Annotated in this window: 21 protein-coding genes; 19 read left to right on the top strand and 2 right to left on the bottom strand. The window is 38.4% G+C overall.

Annotated elements, in window-relative coordinates:
• Positions 1-227: 227 nt before the first annotated feature.
• From metH to tenA, 9 genes are all read left to right on the top strand, one after another.
• Positions 228-4,004: a methionine synthase gene (metH, locus tag BQ4443_RS05595; RefSeq protein WP_023953156.1), complete on the top strand. Its 3,777-nt coding sequence runs from the start codon at positions 228-230 to the stop codon at positions 4,002-4,004.
• A complete protein-coding gene (locus tag BQ4443_RS05600; RefSeq protein WP_023953158.1) occupies positions 4,005-4,799 on the top strand; it encodes a helix-turn-helix transcriptional regulator in 795 nt (264 codons plus the stop codon). It abuts the gene before it with no gap.
• A 140-nt stretch (positions 4,800-4,939) separates the two neighbouring features.
• Positions 4,940-5,572, top strand: coding sequence for a YiaD family glycine zipper/OmpA-like lipoprotein (locus BQ4443_RS05605; protein ID WP_023953160.1), 633 nt, complete (start codon positions 4,940-4,942; stop codon positions 5,570-5,572).
• A gap of 373 nt (positions 5,573-5,945) precedes the next feature.
• Positions 5,946-6,980, top strand: a complete 1,035-nt coding sequence (locus BQ4443_RS05610; protein WP_071058324.1) for an IS481 family transposase — start codon at positions 5,946-5,948, stop codon at positions 6,978-6,980.
• Between the two features lie 288 nt (positions 6,981-7,268).
• Positions 7,269-8,747, top strand: a complete 1,479-nt coding sequence (locus BQ4443_RS05615) for a DASS family sodium-coupled anion symporter (RefSeq protein ID WP_071058325.1) — start codon at positions 7,269-7,271, stop codon at positions 8,745-8,747.
• Positions 8,748-8,753: 6 nt separating this feature from the next.
• Complete coding sequence (locus tag BQ4443_RS05620) at positions 8,754-9,497, top strand: ABC transporter ATP-binding protein (protein ID WP_071058326.1); 744 nt, start codon at positions 8,754-8,756, stop codon at positions 9,495-9,497.
• A gap of 16 nt (positions 9,498-9,513) precedes the next feature.
• Positions 9,514-10,266 (top strand): ABC transporter permease, encoded by a 753-nt coding sequence (locus BQ4443_RS05625; RefSeq protein WP_071058327.1) that lies wholly within the window; start codon positions 9,514-9,516, stop codon positions 10,264-10,266.
• An 11-nt stretch (positions 10,267-10,277) separates the two neighbouring features.
• Positions 10,278-11,225, top strand: coding sequence for an ABC transporter substrate-binding protein (locus tag BQ4443_RS05630; RefSeq protein ID WP_071058328.1), 948 nt, complete (start codon positions 10,278-10,280; stop codon positions 11,223-11,225).
• 18 nt (positions 11,226-11,243) lie between these two features.
• Positions 11,244-11,906 (top strand): thiaminase II, encoded by a 663-nt coding sequence (gene tenA, locus BQ4443_RS05635; protein WP_031274119.1) that lies wholly within the window; start codon positions 11,244-11,246, stop codon positions 11,904-11,906.
• A gap of 139 nt (positions 11,907-12,045) precedes the next feature.
• On the opposite strand, the gene BQ4443_RS12420 is transcribed toward tenA, so the two are convergent.
• The gene (locus tag BQ4443_RS12420) at positions 12,046-12,210 is read right to left on the bottom strand and encodes a hypothetical protein (RefSeq protein WP_023949511.1); all 165 of its coding nucleotides are present in this window, start codon (positions 12,208-12,210) and stop codon (positions 12,046-12,048) included.
• A 423-nt stretch (positions 12,211-12,633) separates the two neighbouring features.
• Here BQ4443_RS12420 and BQ4443_RS05640 point away from each other — a divergent pair, with 423 nt between their 5' ends.
• From BQ4443_RS05640 to dnaQ, 9 genes are all read left to right on the top strand, one after another.
• Positions 12,634-13,047, top strand: a complete 414-nt coding sequence (locus BQ4443_RS05640; protein ID WP_023949509.1) for a PaaI family thioesterase — start codon at positions 12,634-12,636, stop codon at positions 13,045-13,047.
• A gap of 96 nt (positions 13,048-13,143) precedes the next feature.
• Positions 13,144-13,515, top strand: coding sequence for a GtrA family protein (locus BQ4443_RS05645; RefSeq protein WP_023949507.1), 372 nt, complete (start codon positions 13,144-13,146; stop codon positions 13,513-13,515).
• Positions 13,505-14,557, top strand: coding sequence for a glycosyltransferase family 2 protein (locus BQ4443_RS05650; RefSeq protein WP_023949505.1), 1,053 nt, complete (start codon positions 13,505-13,507; stop codon positions 14,555-14,557). Before BQ4443_RS05645 ends, BQ4443_RS05650 begins: the two co-directional genes overlap by 11 nt.
• A gap of 20 nt (positions 14,558-14,577) precedes the next feature.
• The gene (locus BQ4443_RS05655; protein ID WP_023949503.1) at positions 14,578-16,044 is read left to right on the top strand and encodes an ArnT family glycosyltransferase; all 1,467 of its coding nucleotides are present in this window, start codon (positions 14,578-14,580) and stop codon (positions 16,042-16,044) included.
• Between the two features lie 129 nt (positions 16,045-16,173).
• Positions 16,174-16,878, top strand: coding sequence for a response regulator transcription factor (locus BQ4443_RS05660; RefSeq protein WP_071058330.1), 705 nt, complete (start codon positions 16,174-16,176; stop codon positions 16,876-16,878).
• A gap of 131 nt (positions 16,879-17,009) precedes the next feature.
• Complete coding sequence (locus BQ4443_RS05665; RefSeq protein ID WP_176752454.1) at positions 17,010-18,212, top strand: sensor histidine kinase; 1,203 nt, start codon at positions 17,010-17,012, stop codon at positions 18,210-18,212.
• A gap of 62 nt (positions 18,213-18,274) precedes the next feature.
• Positions 18,275-20,170, top strand: coding sequence for an LTA synthase family protein (locus tag BQ4443_RS05670; RefSeq protein WP_023949497.1), 1,896 nt, complete (start codon positions 18,275-18,277; stop codon positions 20,168-20,170).
• 132 nt (positions 20,171-20,302) lie between these two features.
• Positions 20,303-21,085, top strand: coding sequence for an enoyl-ACP reductase FabI (gene fabI, locus BQ4443_RS05675; RefSeq protein ID WP_071058332.1), 783 nt, complete (start codon positions 20,303-20,305; stop codon positions 21,083-21,085).
• A gap of 16 nt (positions 21,086-21,101) precedes the next feature.
• On the top strand, positions 21,102-21,821 hold the full coding sequence (dnaQ, locus tag BQ4443_RS05680; protein ID WP_071058333.1) for a DNA polymerase III subunit epsilon: 720 nt from the start codon (positions 21,102-21,104) through the stop codon (positions 21,819-21,821).
• A 12-nt stretch (positions 21,822-21,833) separates the two neighbouring features.
• Here the strand turns inward: dnaQ and BQ4443_RS05685 are convergent, their stop codons facing one another.
• The gene (locus tag BQ4443_RS05685; RefSeq protein WP_071058334.1) at positions 21,834-22,388 is read right to left on the bottom strand and encodes a GNAT family N-acetyltransferase; all 555 of its coding nucleotides are present in this window, start codon (positions 22,386-22,388) and stop codon (positions 21,834-21,836) included.
• Positions 22,389-22,518: 130 nt separating this feature from the next.
• Between BQ4443_RS05685 and BQ4443_RS05690 the strand changes: the two genes are divergently transcribed.
• A complete protein-coding gene (locus BQ4443_RS05690) occupies positions 22,519-22,986 on the top strand; it encodes a universal stress protein (protein WP_023949489.1) in 468 nt (155 codons plus the stop codon).
• Positions 22,987-22,992: the final 6 nt, after the last annotated feature.

Raw genomic sequence — 22,992 nt, forward strand, 5'->3', positions numbered from 1 at the left:
TGTTTGTTTATGAAAATAATTAATGAAAATTGTTGTTTTTTTAAATAAATTTCATGTTTAAAGTAAACATTATAGGGATAAAAAAGTAATCAATAGACTATGGAGGTATCAGGAAATTAACAATTTTGTCTGTTTGGAAAATTATCATTCCTTAAAAGATAGGTTTTTTACGAGTCTGGAAGTGTTAAAATTTGCTTCTTTGATTATCATTTTTTTAAAGGTCTACAGTGGCATACCCAACATTACCTTACCCTATTGAGGCATATACTCATGGAGCAGATTTTGCACGTCAACTTAGCAAGGGAAAAATTCTGATTCTTGACGGAGCTATGGGGACGATGATTCAGCAGTATAAATTAACTGAGGAAGATTTTAGAGGTAGTCGTTTTATTGATCATGCTCAGGATGTAAAAGGGGACAATGAGCTTTTAAGCTTAGTTCGCCCTGATATTATTTTAGAAATTCATGAGAAATATTTGGCAGCGGGTGCTGATGTGATTGAAACGAATACCTTTGGTGCGACATCAGTAGCTCAAAGTGATTATGATTTACCCCATCTTGCTTATGAATTGAACCTTGCGTCAGCGAAGTTAGCCAGACAAGCTTGTGAGAAATATTCCACACCGACACATCCTCGCTTTGTCGCAGGTGCTCTTGGTCCACAACCCAAAACAGCTTCCATTTCGCCTGACGTGAACGACCCAGGTGCTCGTAATATTACCTTTGATGAGTTGGTGGCGACGTATACTGAGCAATTAAATGGCTTGTTAGATGGTGGCATTGATATTGTATTGATTGAAACCATTTTTGACACCTTAAATGCTAAAGCAGCGATTTTTGCTGTTGAAACAGTCTTTGAACAAAGAGGTATTCGTCTACCTGTCATGATTTCAGGGACGGTTACGGATGCTTCAGGTAGGATTTTGTCTGGGCAAACAGTGGAAGCTTTTTGGAATTCAATTCGCCATGCGCGACCCATTACGATAGGGTTAAATTGCGCTTTAGGGGCAGCACTCATGCGTCCTTATGTGGCAGAGTTATCAAAAATCTGTGACACCTACTTATGTGTGTATCCGAATGCTGGACTACCGAATCCTATGAGTGATACTGGTTTTGATGAAACGCCTACAGATACGTCCTCTTTGCTCAAAGAATTTGCTCAAGCAGGTTTTGTCAATATGGTGGGGGGGTGTTGTGGAACTACCCCTGAACATATAAAAGCAATAGCAGAAGCCGTACATGCATTGCCTGCACGTGTAGTACCAGAAGTAGACGTAAAAACTCGCTTATCAGGGTTAGAGCCACTAAATATTGATGACAGTACCTTATTTATTAATGTCGGTGAAAGAACTAATGTCACCGGCTCGAAAATGTTCTTGCGCTTGATTAAAGAGGAAAAATTTGATGAGGCACTCGCTGTTGCCCGTCAACAAGTGGAGAATGGGGCACAAATAATTGACGTGAATATGGATGAGGCTATGCTAGATGCAAAAGCTAGTATGCGTCGTTTCTTGAATTTGATTGCCTCTGAACCTGATATTTCGCGCGTACCTATCATGATTGACTCATCTAAATGGGAAGTCATAGAGGAAGGTCTTAAATGTGTACAAGGCAAGCCAGTCGTTAATTCTATCTCTATGAAAGAGGGTGTTGAACCATTTTTAGCTCATGCACGGTTATGCCGTAAATATGGTGCAGCTATTGTTGTAATGGCTTTTGATGAGTTAGGGCAGGCTGATAATTTAGAGCGCCGTAAAGAAATTTGTGGTAAAGCCTATCATCTTTTAGTGAATGAATTAAATTTCCCTCCAGAAGATATTATTTTTGACCCTAACGTATTTGCTGTCGCTACAGGGATTGAGGAACATGACAACTATGCCCTTGACTTTATCCAAGGGGTTAAATGGATTCATGAGAATTTGCCTTATGCACGTATGTCAGGCGGTATTTCTAACGTCAGTTTCTCATTCCGTGGCAATGAGGTGATGCGTGAAGCGATCCATACGGTCTTTTTATACTACGCAATTAAAGAAGGTTTAACGATGGGGATCGTTAATGCTGGGATGTTAGGGGTATATGCAGATTTAGATCCAAAAACACGTGACTTGGTAGAAGATGTAATTCTAAATCGTCAGTATCCCGTAGGCAAAACAGATGAAAATGATGAGCGAACATCCACTGAACGTTTAGTTGAGTTTGCAGAACAAGTTAAAGGTTCTGGACAGAAAAAAGAAGAAAACTTGGAATGGCGTAATTTACCTGTAGAGCAACGTTTAACACATGGCTTAGTTAATGGTATTACACAATTTATTGTTGAGGATACGGAAGAAATTAGGCAAATTATTGCGTCTAAAGGTGGTCGTCCAATTGAGGTGATTGAAGGACCCTTGATGGATGGTATGAATGTGGTGGGTGACTTATTTGGTGAAGGTAAAATGTTCCTACCACAAGTAGTTAAGTCTGCTAGGGTAATGAAACAAGCGGTCGCACATTTGGTGCCGTTTATTGAAGAAGAAAAGCGTCAAATTGAGGCAGCAGGTGGGGATGTGCGAGCTAAAGGGAAGATAGTTATTGCTACTGTTAAAGGGGATGTACACGATATTGGGAAAAATATTGTATCCGTAGTATTACAGTGTAATAACTTTGAAGTCGTTAATATGGGTGTAATGGTTCCATGTGCGGATATTTTGGCTAAAGCAAAAGAAGAAAATGCCGATATTATTGGCTTGTCAGGCTTAATTACACCGAGTTTAGAAGAAATGGCCTATGTGGCGTCTGAAATGCAACGTGATCCTTATTTTAGAGAGAAAAAAATACCACTGATGATTGGTGGAGCCACAACAAGTCGCGTGCATACTGCTGTTAAGATTGCTCCTAATTATGAAGGTCCAGTCATCTATGTCCCTGATGCTAGTCGTTCTGTGGGTGTTTGTACTCATTTAGTGTCGGATAACAAAGACGCCTTTTTAAGAGATTTAGCGGAAGAATATGAGCAAGTGCGAGTACGTCATGCTAATAGACGAGCGAATCCCGTTATTCCTCTAGAGGAAGCTCGAGCAAATAAAGAACAGATAGATTGGCAACACTATACTCCTCCTAAACCAAAATTTATTGGCCGACGCTTATTTGAATCCTATGATTTAAAAGAAATTGTGAAATTTTTTGACTGGGGTCCATTCTTTATGACATGGGGTTTAGCAGGTGGTTTCCCAAAAATTTTAGACGATGAAATAGTGGGTGAGCAAGCACGAAAACTATATGCTGACGGTCAAGAGATGTTGCACAAAATTATTGAGGGAAGATGGCTAACAGCGAGTGGTGTGGTAGCGTTTTATCCAGCAAATAGTGTGAATGAAGAAGATATCGAGGTGTATGCAGATGAGTCACGAGAAGAAGTGCTTTTTACGTGGCATCTGGTACGTCAGCAAAATAAAAAACGAGAAGATGTTCGTAACAAATGTTTAGCAGATTATATTGCGCCTAAATCCTCTGGGGTTAAAGATTATATTGGTATGTTTGCTGTCACCAATGGTTTAGGGATTGAAGTGCATGAAGAGCATTTTGAAAAAGAGTTGGATGACTATTCCTTGATTATGATTAAAGCAATTGCTGATCGTTTGGCAGAAGGATTTGCTGAATGTTTGCATCATCGTGTTCGTACAGACTTATGGGGGTATGTACATGAGGAAAACCTCAGCAATGAAGAAATCATTGAGGAAAAATATGTCGGTATTCGTCCTGCTCCTGGCTATCCATCTTGTCCAGAGCATACCGTCAAAGCAGATATGTTCCGTGTGATGAAACCTGAAGATATTGGCATGAAGCTTACTGAAAGTTATGCGATGTATCCGGCATCAAGTGTCTCAGGCTTTTATTTTAGTCATCCTTTAGCGGATTATTTTAGTATTGGTAATATTGGTCAAGACCAATTTGATGATTATCGTAGACGCACAGGGTTTGAAGAGGCTAAAGCCAAAAAAGCCTTACATTCGGTAATAGAATAGATGCAGAGTAAATCACCGTCACGTAAAAAACAGCTTCTCGGTGAGTTTGTCCGGGAAGCTAGATCTAGAGTCAGTCCACAAGTAGCAGGTATATCACCTGGTCTGAGGCGACGCACGCCCGGCTTACGCCGAGAGGAAGTTGCCTTATTGTGTGATATTAGTGTGACGTGGTACACATGGATTGAACAAGGTAGAGATGTTTCTGTATCAGCGCAAGTATGGTCGAAACTGGCTGATGCACTACACTTAAACTCTGCTGAGAGAGCTTATTTATTTGAGCTGGCTGATGCTATTGATCCTGACGTGACTAAGGCTGAGCATGGTAGTTTATCAAGTTATTTACAAGAGTGTGTTGATGCAATTGCTAGCCCTGCTTATATACTTGATAAATCGTGGAATATATTGTATTTCAATAACTTAATTAATGAATTATTCGATGGTTGGATAGCAAAGACAACATCACCAAATTTATTACAATTTATTTTCCAAGAGCCTAAAGCACGTGATATCGTGATAGGATGGGAAAATAGAGCTGTTCGTGCTGTAGCAGAGTTTCGTGCTGATGTGGCTGCTAGTATTGAGCAATTAGAAATGGCAAGTTTTGTCGAAGACTTATCGTCAAAAAGTGAGCTATTTAAACTTTGTTGGGATAGACAAACAGTACTCGCTCGTGAGGGAGGGGTACGAGAATTTAATCACCCTCAACAAGGTTATATTGAGTTTGAGCAGATAACGTTTCGATTAGCAACCCATTTAGACTATAAGCTGGTAATGCTGTTAGCTAAAGCGCCATAGTTTTACAATGTTTTACAAACTAATCGTTAATAATGTTAAAAAAGGCAATAATAGAGCTAGTCATCTAGCGAAATTGTTTTTAGAATAGGATTAATGATTAATTTGGTTAATCTCCGTTAAATATCTATTAGGAGTCATTTATGAAATATACTCGTTTAGCCGCTGTTGTTTTAGCAGGTTCTGTATTTGCTGGTTGTGCTTCTACTGCAGGTAATACTGCCGCAGGAACTGGTATCGGTGCTGCTCTTGGAGCTGGTGTTGGTGCATTAATTGGTGATAACTCGAAATCAGCTGCTATCGGCGCTGGTATTGGTGCTGTAGCTGGTGCAATCACTGGTTATAACTGGGATCGTATCGTAGGAAAAGTGGATGAAACAGGTTCAAAAATTGGTGTTTCAACTACAAAAATGCCTGACGGTAGCCTAAAAGTTAATTTCCCAGAGGGTGCAACATTTGATACAGGTAGCGCACAATTGAAATCTACAGCGTATCCTGTGTTAGACGCTTTAGCATCAGAAATGACTGCAGCGCCAACATTACGTGTAAAAGTAATTGGTCATACAGATAATAAAGGCACAGCTAAACTTAACCAAAAATTATCTGAAAGCCGTGCTCAAAGTGTTGTTAGTTATTTAGCTACTAAAGGTGTTGATGGCTCACGTGCAATGACAGAAGGCCGTGGTTTCAATGACCCAATCGCTGATAATGGTACAGAAGAAGGTCGTGCACAAAATCGCCGAGTCGAAGTGTACTTATACGCAGTACAACAATAATTTTTTTTGTAAAAGTTGTGAGAAACATTTCTAAACTCACAGCATAATACATCTAATCCCAATCCACTTGAAAAGTGTGATTGGGATTTTAGTTTGTAGATACAGAGGTACTTTCGGCGTGCAGGTTTTATCATGAGTTCTACATAGATATATTTTGGAGAATTAATTTGAAAAAACCTGCACGTCAAAATCAAAAGAAGATTAGTTAATCTTTATTTGAAGATTAGTTAATCTTTATTTGAAGATTAGTGAATCTTTATTTGAAGATTAACTGTAGAAGTTCAGACCAAATCTGACAAATGAGTTGCAAAAAAGAGAGTTTCCCGTTTGAATAAGAGGTGCGAATCTTTTAAACAAACAAAAGGAAACTCTCATGTTACATACTACCAATAATGTGATTAAACATAAAGCAGGACTGCTTAATTTAGCAGAGCAATTAAAAAATGTGTCGCAAGCATGCAAAATTATGGGCGTATCGAGGGATACATTTTATCGCTATAAAGAATTGGTTGAAGAAGGCGGTATAGAGGCACTCATTGATCGTAATAGACGGGTGCCTAACCTTAAAAATAGAGTGGACGAAGCCACTGAGTTAGCGGTGATAGAGAAGGCGATTCATTATCCTGCCTATGGTCAACTAAGAATTAGCAATGAGTTGCGTAAACAGGGAATATTTGTATCACCTAGTGGTGTTCGTTCCGTTTGGTTGCGGCACAACTTGGAGAACTTTACCAAACGTCTAAACGCCTTAGAGGCGAAAGTACAGCAAGAAGGAATTATTCTGAATGAGCAACAAATACAAGCTCTTGAACGCAAGAAAGATGAAGAGCAAGCCATGGGTGAGATTGAAACCGCGCATCCTGGCTATTTGGGTTCACAAGATACCTTTTATGTGGGGCATTTAAAAGGGGTAGGACGTATTTATCAGCAAACATATGTCGATACTTACAGTAAAGTAGCGCATTGTAAGCTATACACCTCTAAAACCCCTATTACTTCTGCAGACTTACTTAATGATCGTGTATTACCTTTTTATGCAGAGCATGATTTACCTGTATTACGCATTCTGACAGATAGAGGAACAGAGTTCTGCGGTAAGGTAGAGCATCATGATTATGAGCTTTATCTAGTTATTAATGAAATTGAGCATACAAAGACTAAGGCTCGATCACCTCAAACCAATGGTATTTGCGAGCGCTTCCATAAGACCATTTTGCAGGAGTTTTATCAAGTAACGTTCCGCAAAAAACTCTATGCTGATTTAGATAGTTTGCAAAAAGACCTAGACGAATGGCTTGATTTCTATAATAATGAACGAACTCATCAAGGAAAGATGTGCTGTGGGCGAACACCCATAGAAACATTGATTGATGGTAAACAGATTTGGAACAGCAAAAAGCTGAGCTAAATCTAATCTGACAGACACCGCTTGTCAAACGGGGAACTGTCAGATGAAGTCTGAACTTCTACAGATTAACTAATCATAATACATCTAATCCCAATCCACTTGAAAAGTGTGATTGGGATTTTTTTATCTAATTAATCTCTCCAATAAATTCAAACGAGTTCATATTGGAATAATAGTTTGTGTTTTATAATAGTGGATATATAGGTGTTTTATATCATCTGATTTAACAGATTGATTTGGCACACTAAGGTAATGTAGTTGTTTGGAGTTGCAAAAAGGGGTTTTATTATGCCTACAAAAGAGAGTTTTTTGGCACCAGGGAAATTCCCACTCGGATTAATTATTGGTGTGTTGGCGCTGATAGGTATTTTATTAATACCTACGCCAGAAGGCTTGCCTGTTGCAGGACACCGCGTTTTGGCTATCTTGGTATTTGCTATTATTGTCTGGGTGAGTGAAGCTGTTTCTTATGAAACTAGTTCCATTATTATCTTGGGATTAATTGTTTTTCTCGTTGGCTTATCACCAAGTATGGACAATCCTGCAAAGGATTGGGGTACGTCTGCATCAATGAATCTCGCTTTAACTGGGTTTGGTAATTCTGCGTTAGCATTGGTGACGGCAGCATTATTTTTAGCTGCATGTATGACATTTACTGGCTTAGATAAACGGATTGCGTTGAGCACCTTAAATTTGGTGGGAACGAGTACGAAATCAATTTTTGTCGGAACTATCCTCGTTATTATTGTGTTAAGTCTAGTCGTACCAAGTGCTACAGCTAGGGGAGCGGCAATGTTACCCATTATTATGGGGATTATTGCGGCATTTGGCGTTGATAAGCGCTCTAATTTAGCGGCGGGTCTTATGATTGTTGTCGCTGAAGGTATTAGTGTCTGGAATATAGGTATTCAGACGGCAGCTGCGCAGAATTTGTTAACAGTCGGTTTTATGGAAAAGATGCTAGGTGAACGAGTCGCTTGGGTAGACTGGTTAATCGCTGCCTTACCATGGTCATTAATCATGTCTGTTGTATTGGTAGTAGTGGTATTAAAATTATTACCTGCTGAAGTTGACGGTTTACAAGGTGGACGAGAAACTGTTAGGAAGCAAAAAGAAGAGCTTGGTCCAATGTCTTCTGCTCAGAAACGTTTGTTATTAGTAACATTGATTTTGATCGGTTTCTGGGCGACAGAAGGTAAATTACATAAATTCAATACAACAGCGACGACTACAGTAGCTTTAGCTGTGTTATTGCTACCGAAAATTGGCGTGATTAACTGGAAAGATATTCAAGCTAGAGTACCTTGGGGAACAGTCATTGTTTTCGGGGTGGGTATTAGTTTGGGAACTGCTCTGCTTCAAACTAAAGCGGGGGAATGGCTAGGAACACAGATTGTAGCTAATACAGGGCTAGATACATTTAGTCCAACAATGATATTTGCTGTATTGGCCGCCTTTCTGATTATTATCCACTTAGGTTTTGCGAGTGCTACGGCCTTATCTTCTTCGATGATTCCCATTATGATTGCGTTATTGCAAAATCTTCCGGGTGACATTAATCGTTTAGGTATGACCATGATTTTAGGCTTTGTGGTCAGTTATGGGTTTATTTTACCGATTAATGCGCCACAAAATATGGTTTGTCTTGGTACAGAAACGTTTAATGCAAAACAATTTGCTAAAGTGGGTATCGTGGTTACTGTGATTGGCTATTTATTAATGGTGCTATTTGCTGCCACCTATTGGAAATGGTTAGGAATCTTATAGACCTATATGCAAGCGCCTGGAATTATTATTAAATCCCTTCATTTTGACTATGATCAAAGCCCCCTGTTTACAGGGGTCTCGGCACATTTTCAGGCAGGTCAATGGCATAGTATTTTAGGTAGTTCAGGAGTGGGGAAAAGTAGTCTGATTAAAATAATGGCAGGACTACTTTCACATCAAACCTGGCAGGGTGAGGTAATGGCTGATGATGGGTTACCATTATTTTCTCGCATTGCGTGGATGGCACAAGATGATTTATTAATGCCATGGCTATCCGTATTGGAAAATATTTGCTTAGGGTTCCAGTTAAGAGGTGATTTAACACCATCTGTACAAGAGTCTGCAATGCAATTACTTAATCAAGTAGGGCTATCAGGATTGGGGGATAGAAAGCCGTATCTACTTTCGGGTGGTCAACGACAGCGGGTAGCCTTGGCTAGAACACTCTTGGAAGATAAGCCTATTGTCTTGATGGATGAGCCATTTTCAGCACTAGATTTTGCCACTAGACTACAGTTACAGACATTGTTTATTAAACTGTTTCGAGATAAAACGGTTATCTTAATTACGCATGATCCATTAGAAGCGCTTCGATTAAGCCAGCATATTTGGGTCATGCAAGCCAAAAATCAACAACCTGCGTCATTAGTACATATGGTAAATTTATCATCAGATACCCCAAGATCAATTGATGATTCTGACGTATTAAAATGGCAGAGTGTGTTATTAAATCAACTTTCAACCGTTTAAAAAGAGGAAGATAAAAATGCAAAAAATTTCTCTTTTGGGGCGTTTATTGTTGATTGCATTTGGAACAATTGTGCTGTGGCAATTGGTTGTGACGATAACAGGGCTTCCTAAATTTATTTTACCTAGTCCCTTACAAGTTTTTCAAACGCTTAATCAGCGTATTGATTTAATTGCAGAGCATGCTAGCATCACAGCATTGGAAATTTTATTAGGCATGTTATGTGGTTGCTTGGCAGGATTCTTAAGTGCATTAAGCTTACAAATGTTTAAACCTATACGTCCTTGGTTATTACCTCTACTGGTGATTAGCCAAGCCATCCCTGTTTTTGCGGTTGCCCCATTGTTAATGGTTTGGTTTGGCTATGGGATGAGCTCCAAAATTATTATGGCGAGTTTGATTATTTTTTTTCCTGTCGCCGCGTCTTGTTATGACGGCTTAAGGCAAACACCTCAGGGATGGTTAGACTTGGCACAAACGATGCAAGCCAATACATGGCAGCAATTGCGTTATATTCGCTTACCAGCATCTCTCCCTTCATTAGCATCTGGGTTGCGAGTGGCAGCCTCGGTAGCCCCTATTGGAGCGGTAGTTGGGGAATGGGTTGGTTCTAGTGAGGGACTTGGTTATTTAATGTTGCATGCAAATGCAAGAATGCAAATAGATTTAATGTTTGCTAGTCTATTTGTATTAGCGTTAATGGCATTGATGCTTTATTTTGGTATTGATGTTATGTTAAGAAAAATACTTCCTTGGGTAAATTATCAATGAAAGGAGATAAGATGAAAGATAGTATGATTAAAAGCACCTTAGCAGGATTACTCACATTGGCATTTGTTGGTTCAGTAAATGCTCAAGAAAAAATAAATTTAGTATTAGATTGGTTTGTTAATCCAGATCATGCATCAGTAATCATTGCACAACAAAAGGGGTATTTTAAGGAGCAAGGCTTAGAGGTAGAGATTGTGGAGCCTGCTGACCCGTCAACACCCCCTAAACTAGTTGCTGCGGGTAAAGCAGATATGGCAGTAACTTATCAACCACAATTACATATGCAAATTGATGAAGGTTTGCCATTAACAAGAGTAAGTTCTATCGTAGATAACCCGTTAAATTCAGTCGTTGTTTTAGCGGATAGTGGGATTAATGATATTCAGGATCTGAAAGGTAAAAAGGTGGGTTTTTCTGTTGCTGGATTTGAAGATGTATTACTAGGCGCGATGTTAGAGCATCATGGTTTAAGTCTAAAAGATGTAGAGTTGGTTAATGTCAATTGGTCGTTATCCCCATCATTATTAACGAAGAAAACTGATGCTGTTATTGGCGCTTTCCGTAATTTTGAATTAAACCAAATGCAGCTTGAAAACCAACAAGGGAAAGCCTTTTTTGTTGAGGATCATGGTGTTCCTTCCTATGATGAGTTAATTTTAGTGGTCAATAATAAGGATCGTAATAACGAAAAGTGGAAAAAGTTTAATGAAGCCTTAAGTAAAGCCGTGACTTATATCAATGCAGAGCCAGAGAAGGCTTGGACAGATTTTGTTAGCTATAAGCCAAAAGAACTAGATAATGAATTAAATCGTCGTGCATGGAAAGATACCTTACCGTATCTAGCAAAGCAGCCGGGTAAGCTAAATAAGCAACGGTATGAAGAGTTTGCTCAATTTATGTTAGATAAAAAATTAATTAAAAACAAGAGCGATGTTGATGATTATGCAATTGAACAATAAGTGAGAAATAAAGCAAAGATGAGTTTTTTTGAAAATTTAAAAAATGCAGCTCATAAAGAGTGGGTAGCCTATACACAACATGAATTTCTGCGTCAATTGGCGATGGGAACCTTAAGTAAAGAGAGTTTCCAACACTATCTAAAACAAGATTATTTATTTTTGTTGCAATTTACTCGTGCGTGGGGATTGGCTGTTTATAAAAGTCAAAACTTTGCCGACATGCGTTATGCTCAGGCAGGTGTGAATGCTATGTTGGATACGGAAATTGCCTTACATATTGATTATTGTAGAGAATGGGGAATTAGTGAAGAGGCACTATTAGAGGAGCCAGAAGCAAGTGCTTGTGTTGCCTATACGCGTTATGTACTTGATTGTGGCTTAAGTAACGATTTATTGAGCTTGCACGTGGCACTGATGCCTTGCTTAGTAGGGTATGCTGAGTCGGTAGATTGGCTATTAGCTCAACCTTTTACAGTGTTGGAGGGTAATCCTTATCGCCCTTGGATTGATATGTACGCTAGCGCTGAATATAGAGAAGTAGTGGGGTATGCCAAAGAACACCTTGAAAAGCTAGCTACTGGTATGACGAAGGAGCAGGGTCAGCAATTAAATAAGATCTTTAGTACAGCTACTCGGATGGAAGTTGCTTTTTGGGATATGGGTTTAAATCAGTTGTGGTAAAAAACAACTAGGTAAACAAAAAGCCAGTGACTATTTTACGTTATTGAGAGATAGAATGGATTTCTCTGTAAAAAGTCATTGGCTTTTTTTATGATTAAAACTTACGAAAAATGATTCAATCAGTGTGAGCTAAATTTTATTAACGTAAGCTTGTTTTTAGAGTAGGAATAATAGCTGAGTCTTTTTTAGGCAATAAGGCTAAACCAGCTTTGGTAGCGTGTGATTGTTTGCGTGACTCTTGTTTTTGAGTACGAACACTAACTTGAGTCGAGAATTCATGACGTAAACGATTTAATAATTTCATGATATTTTCCTTTTTATGAATAATAATTATTGGAATAGTTAATCTATGTTTATTGGGTTAAATGTAGCACGATAAGCACTGTTTTATAGACAATAGATTAAACAATTTATATTGCAGAAATATGAAGAACTGCAATTTGTTCAGTGGTAAATAATGTTAGGAATGACTGAACGCTTATTTCCTACAGTCACGTAGAAAAAATTAAATATAGACGCGATTCGTGAGATGAAATGTCTATAATCAGTAGCTAAGCGCAATAACACAACTTAATCACCTTAAATAGCACGGATTAAATACGACCACTAAAAATGTAAAAAGGGCTAGTGACTAAGAGTTACCTAGTGTCAACTATATGACAAATTTAGATTAAAAATAATGCTAGGCTTGACTTAACTAGGTCATATTAACATATTTGGAGAGAATATGGAAGCAAGTAAACAAGAAATAGAAAGTTTTTTAGCGACAGATTTTCCACAAAACCCTTGTGAAGTGTTAGAGGTTAATGAAGATTTTTGTTTGGTCCGTTATCCCATTAATGAGGATGCCTTAAGACCTGGTGGTACTGTCTCTGGTCCCGCCATGTTTTTTGCAGCCGATGTTGCCCTATATGTAGCAGTATTGTCTAAGATAGGAATTGTTCCTTTGGCTGTTACTTCACAAATGACCATTAATTTTTTACGTAAGCCAATAGCGAAGGCTAATCTCTTGGCTCAGGCAACACTAATCAAACAAGGGAAAACATTGCTTTATGGTGAGGTTTTTATTTATTCTGAACATCACCCTGATCCTGTGGCTCATGCTATTGGGACATATATTGCCCCATCAAATAAAGGATAAATTTGATATTTGCTTGATAAATTTTTGATAATTTATTGATAACTAAAATTTTATACTAGCGCCTATTCCAACTCCATTTATAGTAAGGAAAGGGTTGTGGCGTTTTTGTTTGTGCGATTTTTAATTAGTGGTGGCTTAGCGACAATTATACATTGGGTGGTATTTGCTTTATTAGCACATATAGGCATTGTGGCAGTTCTTGCTAGTACCATAGGTGCGATTACAGGTGCTATTGTGAATTACTATTTACAGTTTTATGTCACTTTTAAAAGCCAGCAGAAACATATAAAAACATTACCTACTTATTTGATAGCAGTTGGATTTAGTTTTTTTCTCAATGGCTTAATTTTTATGGGGCTTGAGAAAATATTACCTAATGAGTTAATGGTAGTACAGATATTAACGTCAATGGTAGTGACAGTAATTAATTTTATACTTTATAAAAAGGTTGTATTTCATGATCGCTAATGCTAATCCTTTATCAAATTATTCATGGTACGAGGCGAATCAGACTAAGCCTAAGGGCCCAACTTTATCTTTATTAATTCCCGTTTACAATGAACGTCAGGTATTAACGATTTTATATAAACGCTTAGTTAAAGTACTTAATCCATTAGCAATTTCCTATGAAATTGTACTGGTTGATGATGGTTCAAAAGACAGCTCTGGCGATGCTATGGTAGACATGTGTAAAACGCTACCTTACTTAAAAGTAGTTCGTTTAAGTCGTAATTTTGGTAAAGAAGCAGCATTAACAGCCGGTCTGCATTACGTAAGTGGCGATGCCACTATTATCATGGATGCAGATTTGCAAGATCCACCAGAATTAATTCCTGACATGTTAGCCGCATGGAAAGAAGGATACGATGTGGTCACTATGCGTAGAATTACACGTGAAGGTGAGACATGGTTCAAAAAATTCAGTGCGCATAGTTTTTATCGATTACTTAATCGCGTAAGTGATGTAGATATCCCTGCAGATACAGGTGATTTCCGATTAATGAGTAAAAAAGCGGTAGAGGCAATTAATCAATTGGGTGAACGAAAACGTTATATGAAAGGCTTGTTTGCCTGGATTGGGTTACCGACAAAAGAAATTACGTATCATCGTGAAGCGAGGGTGGCGGGTACGACGAAATGGAATTATGGTGGGCTAGTTGGACTAGCTCTTGAGGGGATTACCTCATTTTCGGTTACTCCTCTGCGCTTAACAATGGGTATCGGTGTGCTGACAGCATTAGTTGGTTTATTATTTGCAGCGTGGATTGCTATTAAAACAATCTTTTTGGGAGAAATTGTTCCGGGTTATCCTTCAATTATTTCATTAATGACCGTCTTAGGGGGCGTGCAACTAATCAGTATAGGATTGTTAGGAGAATATGTGGGTAAAACGTATTTTGAAGCGAAACAGCGTCCTGTTTTTCTTTTGCGAGATGTAACGGAAAGTCGCCCTCTAATGATTAATGAAAAATATAGTCAGACATTAATAAAAGAACAAATTTCTGAATAATAAGAACATTGAGATAGATAATGAATAACTTTAAATTTAAACAACTTGATTTAATGACTATAGTAGTCATGTTAATTGGTTGGATTCCGATGGTATTATTACCTTTTCAAGATACCACGGAACCTCGTTATGCCGAAATTTCTAGGTTAATGGCGAGTACAAATGACTGGATTACGCCATGGTTTGAGCCCGGTGTGCCTTTTTGGGGAAAACCTCCCCTTTCTTTTTGGGCGCAAGCGTTGTCTATCAAGATGTTTGGGACAGCTGAATGGGCTGTTAGATTACCTTCGTGGCTTGTGACTTGCTTGGGATTAGTTGTTTTACGTTTAGCACTTCATCGGGTTTACAATGAAAAAGTATCGCAATGGGCTGTGTTTATATTGTCCTCGTTTGCACTAGTATATTTAAACTCTGGTGGCGTATTGACAGATCCTTTTTTAACGTTTGGCACTACATTATGTTTTGGTAGTTTTATCGTGTGCATGAGTAGTGATGTCCCGAGTAAAAAATGGGGTTACTTATTTTTTATTGGCTTATCAATAGGTCTGTTATCTAAGGGGCCACTTGTTATTGTTTTAGTGGGAATACCTATTGCTATTTATTTAGGTTTAAATTGGTCAACATTTACTGTATTTAAACAATCCTTTCCATGGAAAAAAGGTTTTGTCCTGATGTTAGTTTTAGTGTTGCCCTGGTATATCATGGCAGAAATTAAAACACCAGGGTTTCTAAACTATTTTATCGTTGGTGAACATATTCTTCGTTATATTGATCCGGGTTGGACTGGTGATTTATATGGTACTGCACATAAAGAGTTCTACGGTAAAATTTGGCTACATTGGCTAGTATCATCATTACCTTGGTGGCCTGTACTGGTGGTTCTTTTAGTTAAGTTTAAAAAGAATCATGTACTGGAGCAGAAACTAGCGACTATTAAAAAAAAGCCTTTGTTTAGTTTTGTATTGGCATGGTCGCTCTGGTGTGGTGTATTTTTTACCTTCTCAGGGAATATTTTGTGGACTTATTTATTACCGTCAATGGTAGGGTTTGCTTTAATTGTGGCATGGTTTGTTGATGCGCAATCAGAAGGCAATAATCCACAAATGGTGATTTCATTGACTTGGTTGCAAAGAGTGGGATTCCTCGTGCCTGTATTTGTGGTGCTATTTTCTTGCGTCGCTATAGTCTATCCTTCTATGCTACGAACAGAAAAAGGTATTGTGCAATATACAGAGGAAAATTCGCCACAATTACCATTTATGTATTTTCGAAAAGTCCCTTTTTCAGCTACTTATTATTCTAAGCGTACCGTAAAGTCTATGGATGATGAGCAGATGAGTGATTATTTTAAAAATCCTACGTTAAGTAATCAAGCTGCCTATATAGCCGTGAATAAAGGTAGTATCGATGAATTTAAACAATTTTCTGTTGGGAATTTGCAAGAAGTATATCGTAGTAAACATTTTATTTTATTTAAAGTAAATTAATATTATTAAGAGTCAGAATTGTCGATATATGGGCTTTTATACTGAATTGATATAGTAGTGATTCAATAGGTAATTGAGTAGAACGGGTTGCCTGTAAAAGGCAAAAATAGAGGATAAAAGGATTCTAGTGTGCAATATATACGAGTGTTGATTGTAGAAGATCATAGTGCATTAGCTAATAATCTCGCTGAATTTTTTGATGATACACATTATCAGTTGGACTTCGCATCAGATGGCCTTACCGCACTGCATCTTATGAGTACTCATGACTATGATGTCATTGTGATGGATGTGATGTTGCCTGGTATTTCGGGGGTTGAGTTGTGTAAACGTTTACGTAGAGATTTGGGGAAATCTACGCCATTGATTTTTATGACAGCTAAAGACCAACTTATAGATAAAGAAGAAGGGTTTGCTGCTGGAGCAGATGATTATTTGGTTAAGCCGTTTCATCTACGAGAGCTTCAGTTGCGGATTGATGCTTTAAGCAAACGAGTACAGAAAATAGCTTTTGGTGAGACTCACTCAATAGCAGGTTTTTTGTTTGATGTAGATACTGGTATGGTGAAGCATGAAGACGGTGGATCTACTATTTTGATAGGGCTAGCCGCAGATATATTTAAAGAATTGTTATCTTATTATCCTAAGATGATAAGCTATGAGCAATTAGTCGATAATGTTTGGAATGAAAAAGAAGTTGATATGAATACCATACGAACTCATGTCTATGGCTTACGCAAACAACTTCAAGAAGCCTTTGGTTATGGTGTGATTAAAACATATCATGGCAAAGGATATCGATTACTTGGAAAAGGAGAGGTGCAGGGCTCTTAAAACCTGCACGTCAAAATGTCCAAAGAGCTATGAACAGGAGAGGTGCGTAGCGCCTAATTATTTTTATGCAATCTTTTTCTTCAAAACTGTATAAGACGATTATTTTACTGAGTGTTTTATTGATAGGAACGATGGTTTTACTTGTTCATTTTGTCGGTGAGGATTTAGAGAAAACGATTGTAGATATTAGTTTTATTGAAGAAAATCGCTTAATACAAAGTAATTTCACGGATAAAGGCCTCTTTATTATGGATGAGAAATTACAAAAAATTGCCTATATTCCTACAGGTATTGATCGTCCAGAGAGTTTTCCGACATTATTTATTGACTTTGATGAAGGGGTTTTTAAAGAAGTTGTTATTGATGGTGAGACATATATTGGGCGTATGCAACAGCTAGAGGGGGGGCAGTTGTTTTATGCTAAAAATATTACTGTTTTTGAAAATAAAGAAACGTTATTTGCGAGATTATTATGGGGTATTGGTTTGCTAATGGTTATTTTTAGTGCATTCCTTGCTTATCTTGCTAGTGGACGTCTGGCGAAGCCATGGCAACAAATGACACAATCCATTGCGAGTACTCCTATTGGGAAAGAAATTCCCAGCATTAACGAAGCATATGAAGAAAAAGAATTGCATGAAATTGCTGTTAATTTTAATCATTTTACGTCGGAGCTTAATGCTTACGTTAAGCGTGAGAACGCTATGCTGAGTTTAGCAAGCCATGAGTTGAGGACGCCTATAGCGGTTATTGCTGGAGCATTAGATATTATTGAATCTAGAGACCAATTAACGGAAAAAGATAAAATTACTGTTGCCAGAATTCGAGCGGCTAGTGATGAAATGGGCATGAATATTGATGTGCTTTTAAAGCTAGCTAGGAATAAACATCAAGCCAATACGGTCAATGAGGTATTTGTATTGAATGAGTTATTGGCACAAGTAAAAGAGGATTTGAGCAATATATATCCCGAAGAGCGTATTTCATTGCAAGGTGATAAAAATATTGTTGTGAATAGTGATATCACAATGGTTAAAATGTTAATTAGGAATTTAGTACAAAACGCCCTTCATCATACGCGCGGAAAGATTGCTATTTTGCTTAATGAGAACTCTATTGATATCGTGGATGAAGGTCAGGGACTTAGCAAAGAGCAGCAAAACCGGCTATTACAAGATACTCAAATTGCAGGGCTAGATGGGTTAGGTCTCTATATAGTGCGTCTATTAAGTGAGCGAGTGAATTGGCCATTATCCATTGTGAAAACCGATGCTAATGGCACTATATTGCGATTAGATTTTCGGTTAAGTCTGGTAACAGTAACACTTGTTTAGACAAAAAGTACGGTAGTATTTCGTGTATCATCAAGCCTAGTTTTTTAATAGTATTTCTTCTCATGTATTTACAGCTTTTATACTTTTTTCTGGCTTTTCTGTTATTGCTAACCTTGTCTCGCATGGCATTAGTATTATGGCAGTTTTCTCGTGTTAAAAACTATCCTCTCGCGCCATTATTTATTGGAGGGTTAAGAATTGATTTGAGTAGCCTAGGAATGCTGATGATTCCTTCTTTACTGTTTGCACCTTGGTTTGATGGTAGTGTGGTGGCACAACAAATTCATGCCATATGGTTATGTATCGCGAGTTTATTACTATTAATTCCTGAGGTATCGACGGCTCAATTTATCATGGAATATGATACTCGTCCCAACCGCTTGTTCGTGGACTATTTAAAGCATCCACAAGAGGTGTTTGGGATGTTATGGAAAGGATTCAAGGGGATTTTAATCAGTGGCACTATAGGCGTAATTGTACTTGTTATTGGAGTCTATTTACTTTTCCAAGGACCTAAAGCGCATATTGGTAGTGATCATTTTGTATTTCAACTCATTCAGTTTTTACTTGGTGCAGCAGTGGTTGTGCTGATGATTAGAGGTACTTTGCAACATCGACCAATTAATCCTGCTACTGTGGCTTATGCTGGAGATAGTATGGTGAATACACTGCCACTTAATTCATTTTACAGTGTCTATTATGCCATTTACAGCATTAAGAATGAGCGCTCTGCAAAACAAGCTTATGGCAAAATGGATGAGCAACAGGTATATCAATTGGTTAATGAGGCAGCAGGTATTCAAGCAGAGAGAAATGACGCTAACATTCCGTCTTGGCATACACAAATAGCGACTCAAGAAATTAATAGACCGAAAAATATTGTGCTTATTGTGCAAGAAAGTTTGGGTGCTCAATATATTGGAGGTTTAGGTGGGCAAGATTTGTCTCCTCATTTTGATGCGTTGATGAAACAAGGTTGGGCATTTAAACGATGCTATGCCACAGGAACTCGGTCAGTACGCGGGTTAGAGGCTATAAGTAGTGGATTTGCGCCTACGTTATCTGATGCTGTATTGAGACTGGGAAAATCGCAATCACAGTTTTTTACGCTTGCACAATTATTAAAACCTATGGGTTATAGAACTAGCTTTATCTACGGTGGAGAGGCTCATTTTGATAATATGCGTTCTTTCTTTTTAGGTAATGGTTTCAACGAGCTCTATGATCGTGCTAGTTTTGATAATCCTGTTTTTGAGGGGACTTGGGGAGTATCTGATGAAGATATGTTTAATAAATTACATACTATTCTTAGCGAAGATTTAGAAACACCTAAACTTTCTTTGGCATTTACAGTGACGAACCATACGCCTTGGGAATACCCAGAAGGTAGAATTAATCCTGTCGGAGAAGTGGCTAGCGTTGAGAACTCAGTACGTTATGTTGACTGGTGTATGGGACAGTTTTTTGAAAAAGCTAAACAATCACCTTATTGGGAAAATACTTTATTTTTGATCGTAGCTGATCATGATTCTCGAGTTTGGGGGCAGACGTTAGTACCTCTCAAACATTTCCATATCCCTGCCTTAATCTTAGGGGCTGATGTGCCAGTAAAGGAAGACGAACGAATTATGAGTCAGTTAGATTTACCCGTTACCTTACTTTCATTAGCAGGTATTACTGCTGCACACCCTATGATTGGTCATGACCTGACTCATACTGAAGGTGGTGGGCGGGCGATGATGCAATATAATGATAATTATGGCTATTTAAAAGGTGATGTATTAACGGTCTTACAGCCAGGGCTTGAGGCAAAACAGTTGAAATATAGCGTTCCAGAAACGTATCAGGAAATAGCAAATGCAGACCAAAAACTGATAGAAATCGCTAAAGCCCATGCGATTTGGCCAACGCTTTTATATGAAAAAGGCTTATATACCTTGCCTTCCTTAAAAAAGTAAGTTGTGTGGAGAGGGCATTTGTACAAAGAATATGCTAACATTACAGCAATTAAGAATAGCATTAGATAGCTAATGAGTGGGGTGATATAGGGTATCGCCCTTGTCATTTATACAGTTATACGGGATGAGAAAATGGGTTTTTTAGCAAACAAAAAAATATTAATTACGGGTGTTATTTCTGATCGTTCAATTGCTTATGGTATTGCCAAAGCCTGTCATGAGCAAGGTGCTGAATTAGCATTTACTTATGTGGGTGAGCGCTTCCAAGAGCGAGTGACTAAGTTTGCCAATGAATTTGGTAGTGATATCGTGATACCTTGTGATGTGGGTAGTGACGAAGAAATCGAAAATGCTGTGGCGGAGTTAGCCAAGCATTGGGATGGGTTAGACGGTCTAGTGCATTCAATTGGTTTTGCGCCAAGAGAAGCTATTGCAGGTGAGTTTTTAGATGGTATTAGCCGAGAAAATTTCCGTATAGCACATGATATCTCTGCCTATAGTTTCCCAGCGTTAGCAAAAGCCGCATTACCTTTGCTAGAGAAAAATCAAGGGTCATTATTAACATTGACTTATTTAGGGGCAGAAAAAGTTGTTCCTCATTACAACACAATGGGACTAGCCAAAGCTTCGTTAGAAGCAAGTGTACGCTATTTGGCAGGTAATTTGGGTGGTAAAGGTATCCGGGTAAATGGGATTTCTGCTGGCCCAATCAAAACATTAGCCGCAGCAGGAATTAAAGATTTTTCGGAAATCTTTAATTTTGTTGAAAAGCATGCTCCGTTACGTCGTAATGTAACGATTGAAGATGTAGGTAATACAGCAGCCTTTTTATTATCTCAGTTAGCTTCGGGTATTACTGGTGAAATTATCCATGTCGATGGCGGTTTCTCAGTGGTTGTCCCTGGTATGGCTTAATTGAAGGCATTTATTTATGCGTCAAATCGTATTTGATACCGAAACGACAGGTCTTAAAGTCGCTGACGGTAATCGGGTGATTGAATTAGGGGGTGTGGAGCTTATTGACCGCAAAGTCACCGGCAATAATCTCCATCTCTATTTCAATCCTGGGCGAGATAGTGAGCCTGGTGCCCTAGAAGTACATGGTTTGACCACAGAATTTTTGTCTCAATATCCTCCATTTGAAACTCAGATGGAAAGTATTATTGAGTTTATTCGAGGGGCTGAGTTAGTTGCTCATAATGCTGAATTCGATATTGGTTTTTTAAATCACGAATTTGCTTTGGCCGGGTACAAACCAGTAAGGGAATATATTGCTAATGTAGTCGATACTTATGCCTTAGCGAAAGAGCTATTGCCCGGTGTACGTATGTTGAGTCTAGATGCACTATGTACACGTTTTGATATCTCTAACGAACATCGCGTGCTACATGGCGCCTTACTGGATGCAGAGTTATTGGCTGATGTGTACGTGGCAATGACCCGTGTTCAGTTTGGTCTTGGCTTGTCATTTGAGGATATTGAGAGTACGACAGAGCAAGTTACACGCAGTGTAGATCAGGACATAGCAAAAAGCCTTCCTATTATTTATGCCAATGAACAAGAGCTTGCAGAGCATAACGCCTATGTTGGTGTTTTAGAAAAAGCGTCTGGGGGACCAACCCTGTGGTCCCCATCTGAGTCCATTGAATAGTTGTTTGTAAGATTATATTGTTTCGGGAAGAGAGTCTTTTCCCCCGTTAATTGCTTTGTACATAATAACAGTATCAAGCCAGCGACCAAATTTAAAGCCAGTTCCAGGTTCAATACCAACAAGCGTAAAGCCTAATTTTTCATGTAACTTGATAGATGGCAGGTTTTCACTATCACCAATTACAGCAATGATTAAATGCCAAGGGCCTTGCTCTGCCAGGCTAAGTAATTCGGATAATAGTATCGAACCTAACCCTTTTCCTGTATAGTCTTTGTCTAAATAAATTGAGTCCTCTAAGGTAAAACGATAGGCTTTTCGAGGACGATAAGAACCTAAATAAGCATAAGCACAGACTTTTCCTTGATCGTCTATTGCCACAATATATGGAAACCCAGCATCCAATGTTTTTTGCATACGCTGTTGCATATCTGCTAGCGTGGGTACTTCTTCTTCAAAGGTAGCTGTACCACGTAACACATGATGAGAATATATCTCAAGAATTCTGGGAACATCATTAAGGGTAGCTTTACGAATAGTAAAGGCAGAGGGGACATCGGTAAGAGTCATAAAAAAAACACGAAAGAGTGATGTAAATCAATGATATTTTAAAAATATTGGCTTAAAATAAAGATAAGCAGTAGAGCCGTTATTATAAACGACCATTTATGAATACTAATGTTTTTAGGAGTTATTTTGTATGTATAAGAAAATCCTTCTCCCAGTTGATGGCTCAGAGACTTCTGCCTTAGCCGCTAATGCTGGTATTACTTTTGCTCGCCAAGTGGGTGCTGAAATTGTGGCGATTAATGTGACACAACCATTTTCTACGTTAATTGGTTTTGATGGAATGGCGGCATCTTATGCGATTTCTGATGGTGATTATGAAGAGGCGGCTAAAAAAGAAGCCGAAGAATATTTAAAACCTGTATTGGAAAGAGCTAATGCAGCAGGTGTAAAAGCAACGTCAGTGATTGTGTCAAATTACAATGTGGCTGACGGTGTTGTTGATGCAGCGAAAGAGCATGGATGTGATTTAATTTATATTGCTACCCATGGACGTAGTGGTTTGTCTCGTTTATTGCTAGGTAGTGTAACAACCAAAGTGATTTCATTAGCTCCTGTTTCAGTGCTAGTATATCGTATGCCTGATAGCTCAGCAGCATAAGTATTC

The sequence above is a fragment of the Pelistega sp. MC2 genome (assembly GCF_900099475.1).
Lineage (GTDB): Bacteria > Pseudomonadota > Gammaproteobacteria > Burkholderiales > Burkholderiaceae_B > Taylorella > Taylorella indica.

What these genes read in the sequence shown, in the direction of transcription:
- BQ4443_RS05600 (WP_023953158.1), top strand. Translation starts at nt 4,005, where the DNA reads ATGCAGAGTAAATCACCGTCACGTAAAAAACAGCTTCTCGGTGAGTTT.
- BQ4443_RS05605 (WP_023953160.1), top strand. Translation starts at nt 4,940, where the DNA reads ATGAAATATACTCGTTTAGCCGCTGTTGTTTTAGCAGGTTCTGTATTT.
- BQ4443_RS05610 (WP_071058324.1), top strand. Translation starts at nt 5,946, where the DNA reads ATGTTACATACTACCAATAATGTGATTAAACATAAAGCAGGACTGCTT.
- BQ4443_RS05615 (WP_071058325.1), top strand. Translation starts at nt 7,269, where the DNA reads ATGCCTACAAAAGAGAGTTTTTTGGCACCAGGGAAATTCCCACTCGGA.
- BQ4443_RS05620 (WP_071058326.1), top strand. Translation starts at nt 8,754, where the DNA reads ATGCAAGCGCCTGGAATTATTATTAAATCCCTTCATTTTGACTATGAT.
- BQ4443_RS05625 (WP_071058327.1), top strand. Translation starts at nt 9,514, where the DNA reads ATGCAAAAAATTTCTCTTTTGGGGCGTTTATTGTTGATTGCATTTGGA.
- BQ4443_RS05630 (WP_071058328.1), top strand. Translation starts at nt 10,278, where the DNA reads ATGAAAGATAGTATGATTAAAAGCACCTTAGCAGGATTACTCACATTG.
- tenA (WP_031274119.1), top strand. Translation starts at nt 11,244, where the DNA reads ATGAGTTTTTTTGAAAATTTAAAAAATGCAGCTCATAAAGAGTGGGTA.
- BQ4443_RS12420 (WP_023949511.1), bottom strand. Translation starts at nt 12,210, where the DNA reads ATGAAATTATTAAATCGTTTACGTCATGAATTCTCGACTCAAGTTAGT.
- BQ4443_RS05640 (WP_023949509.1), top strand. Translation starts at nt 12,634, where the DNA reads ATGGAAGCAAGTAAACAAGAAATAGAAAGTTTTTTAGCGACAGATTTT.
- BQ4443_RS05650 (WP_023949505.1), top strand. Translation starts at nt 13,505, where the DNA reads ATGATCGCTAATGCTAATCCTTTATCAAATTATTCATGGTACGAGGCG.
- BQ4443_RS05655 (WP_023949503.1), top strand. Translation starts at nt 14,578, where the DNA reads ATGAATAACTTTAAATTTAAACAACTTGATTTAATGACTATAGTAGTC.
- BQ4443_RS05665 (WP_176752454.1), top strand. Translation starts at nt 17,010, where the DNA reads ATGGTTTTACTTGTTCATTTTGTCGGTGAGGATTTAGAGAAAACGATT.
- BQ4443_RS05670 (WP_023949497.1), top strand. Translation starts at nt 18,275, where the DNA reads ATGTATTTACAGCTTTTATACTTTTTTCTGGCTTTTCTGTTATTGCTA.
- fabI (WP_071058332.1), top strand. Translation starts at nt 20,303, where the DNA reads ATGGGTTTTTTAGCAAACAAAAAAATATTAATTACGGGTGTTATTTCT.
- dnaQ (WP_071058333.1), top strand. Translation starts at nt 21,102, where the DNA reads ATGCGTCAAATCGTATTTGATACCGAAACGACAGGTCTTAAAGTCGCT.
- BQ4443_RS05685 (WP_071058334.1), bottom strand. Translation starts at nt 22,388, where the DNA reads ATGACTCTTACCGATGTCCCCTCTGCCTTTACTATTCGTAAAGCTACC.
- BQ4443_RS05690 (WP_023949489.1), top strand. Translation starts at nt 22,519, where the DNA reads ATGTATAAGAAAATCCTTCTCCCAGTTGATGGCTCAGAGACTTCTGCC.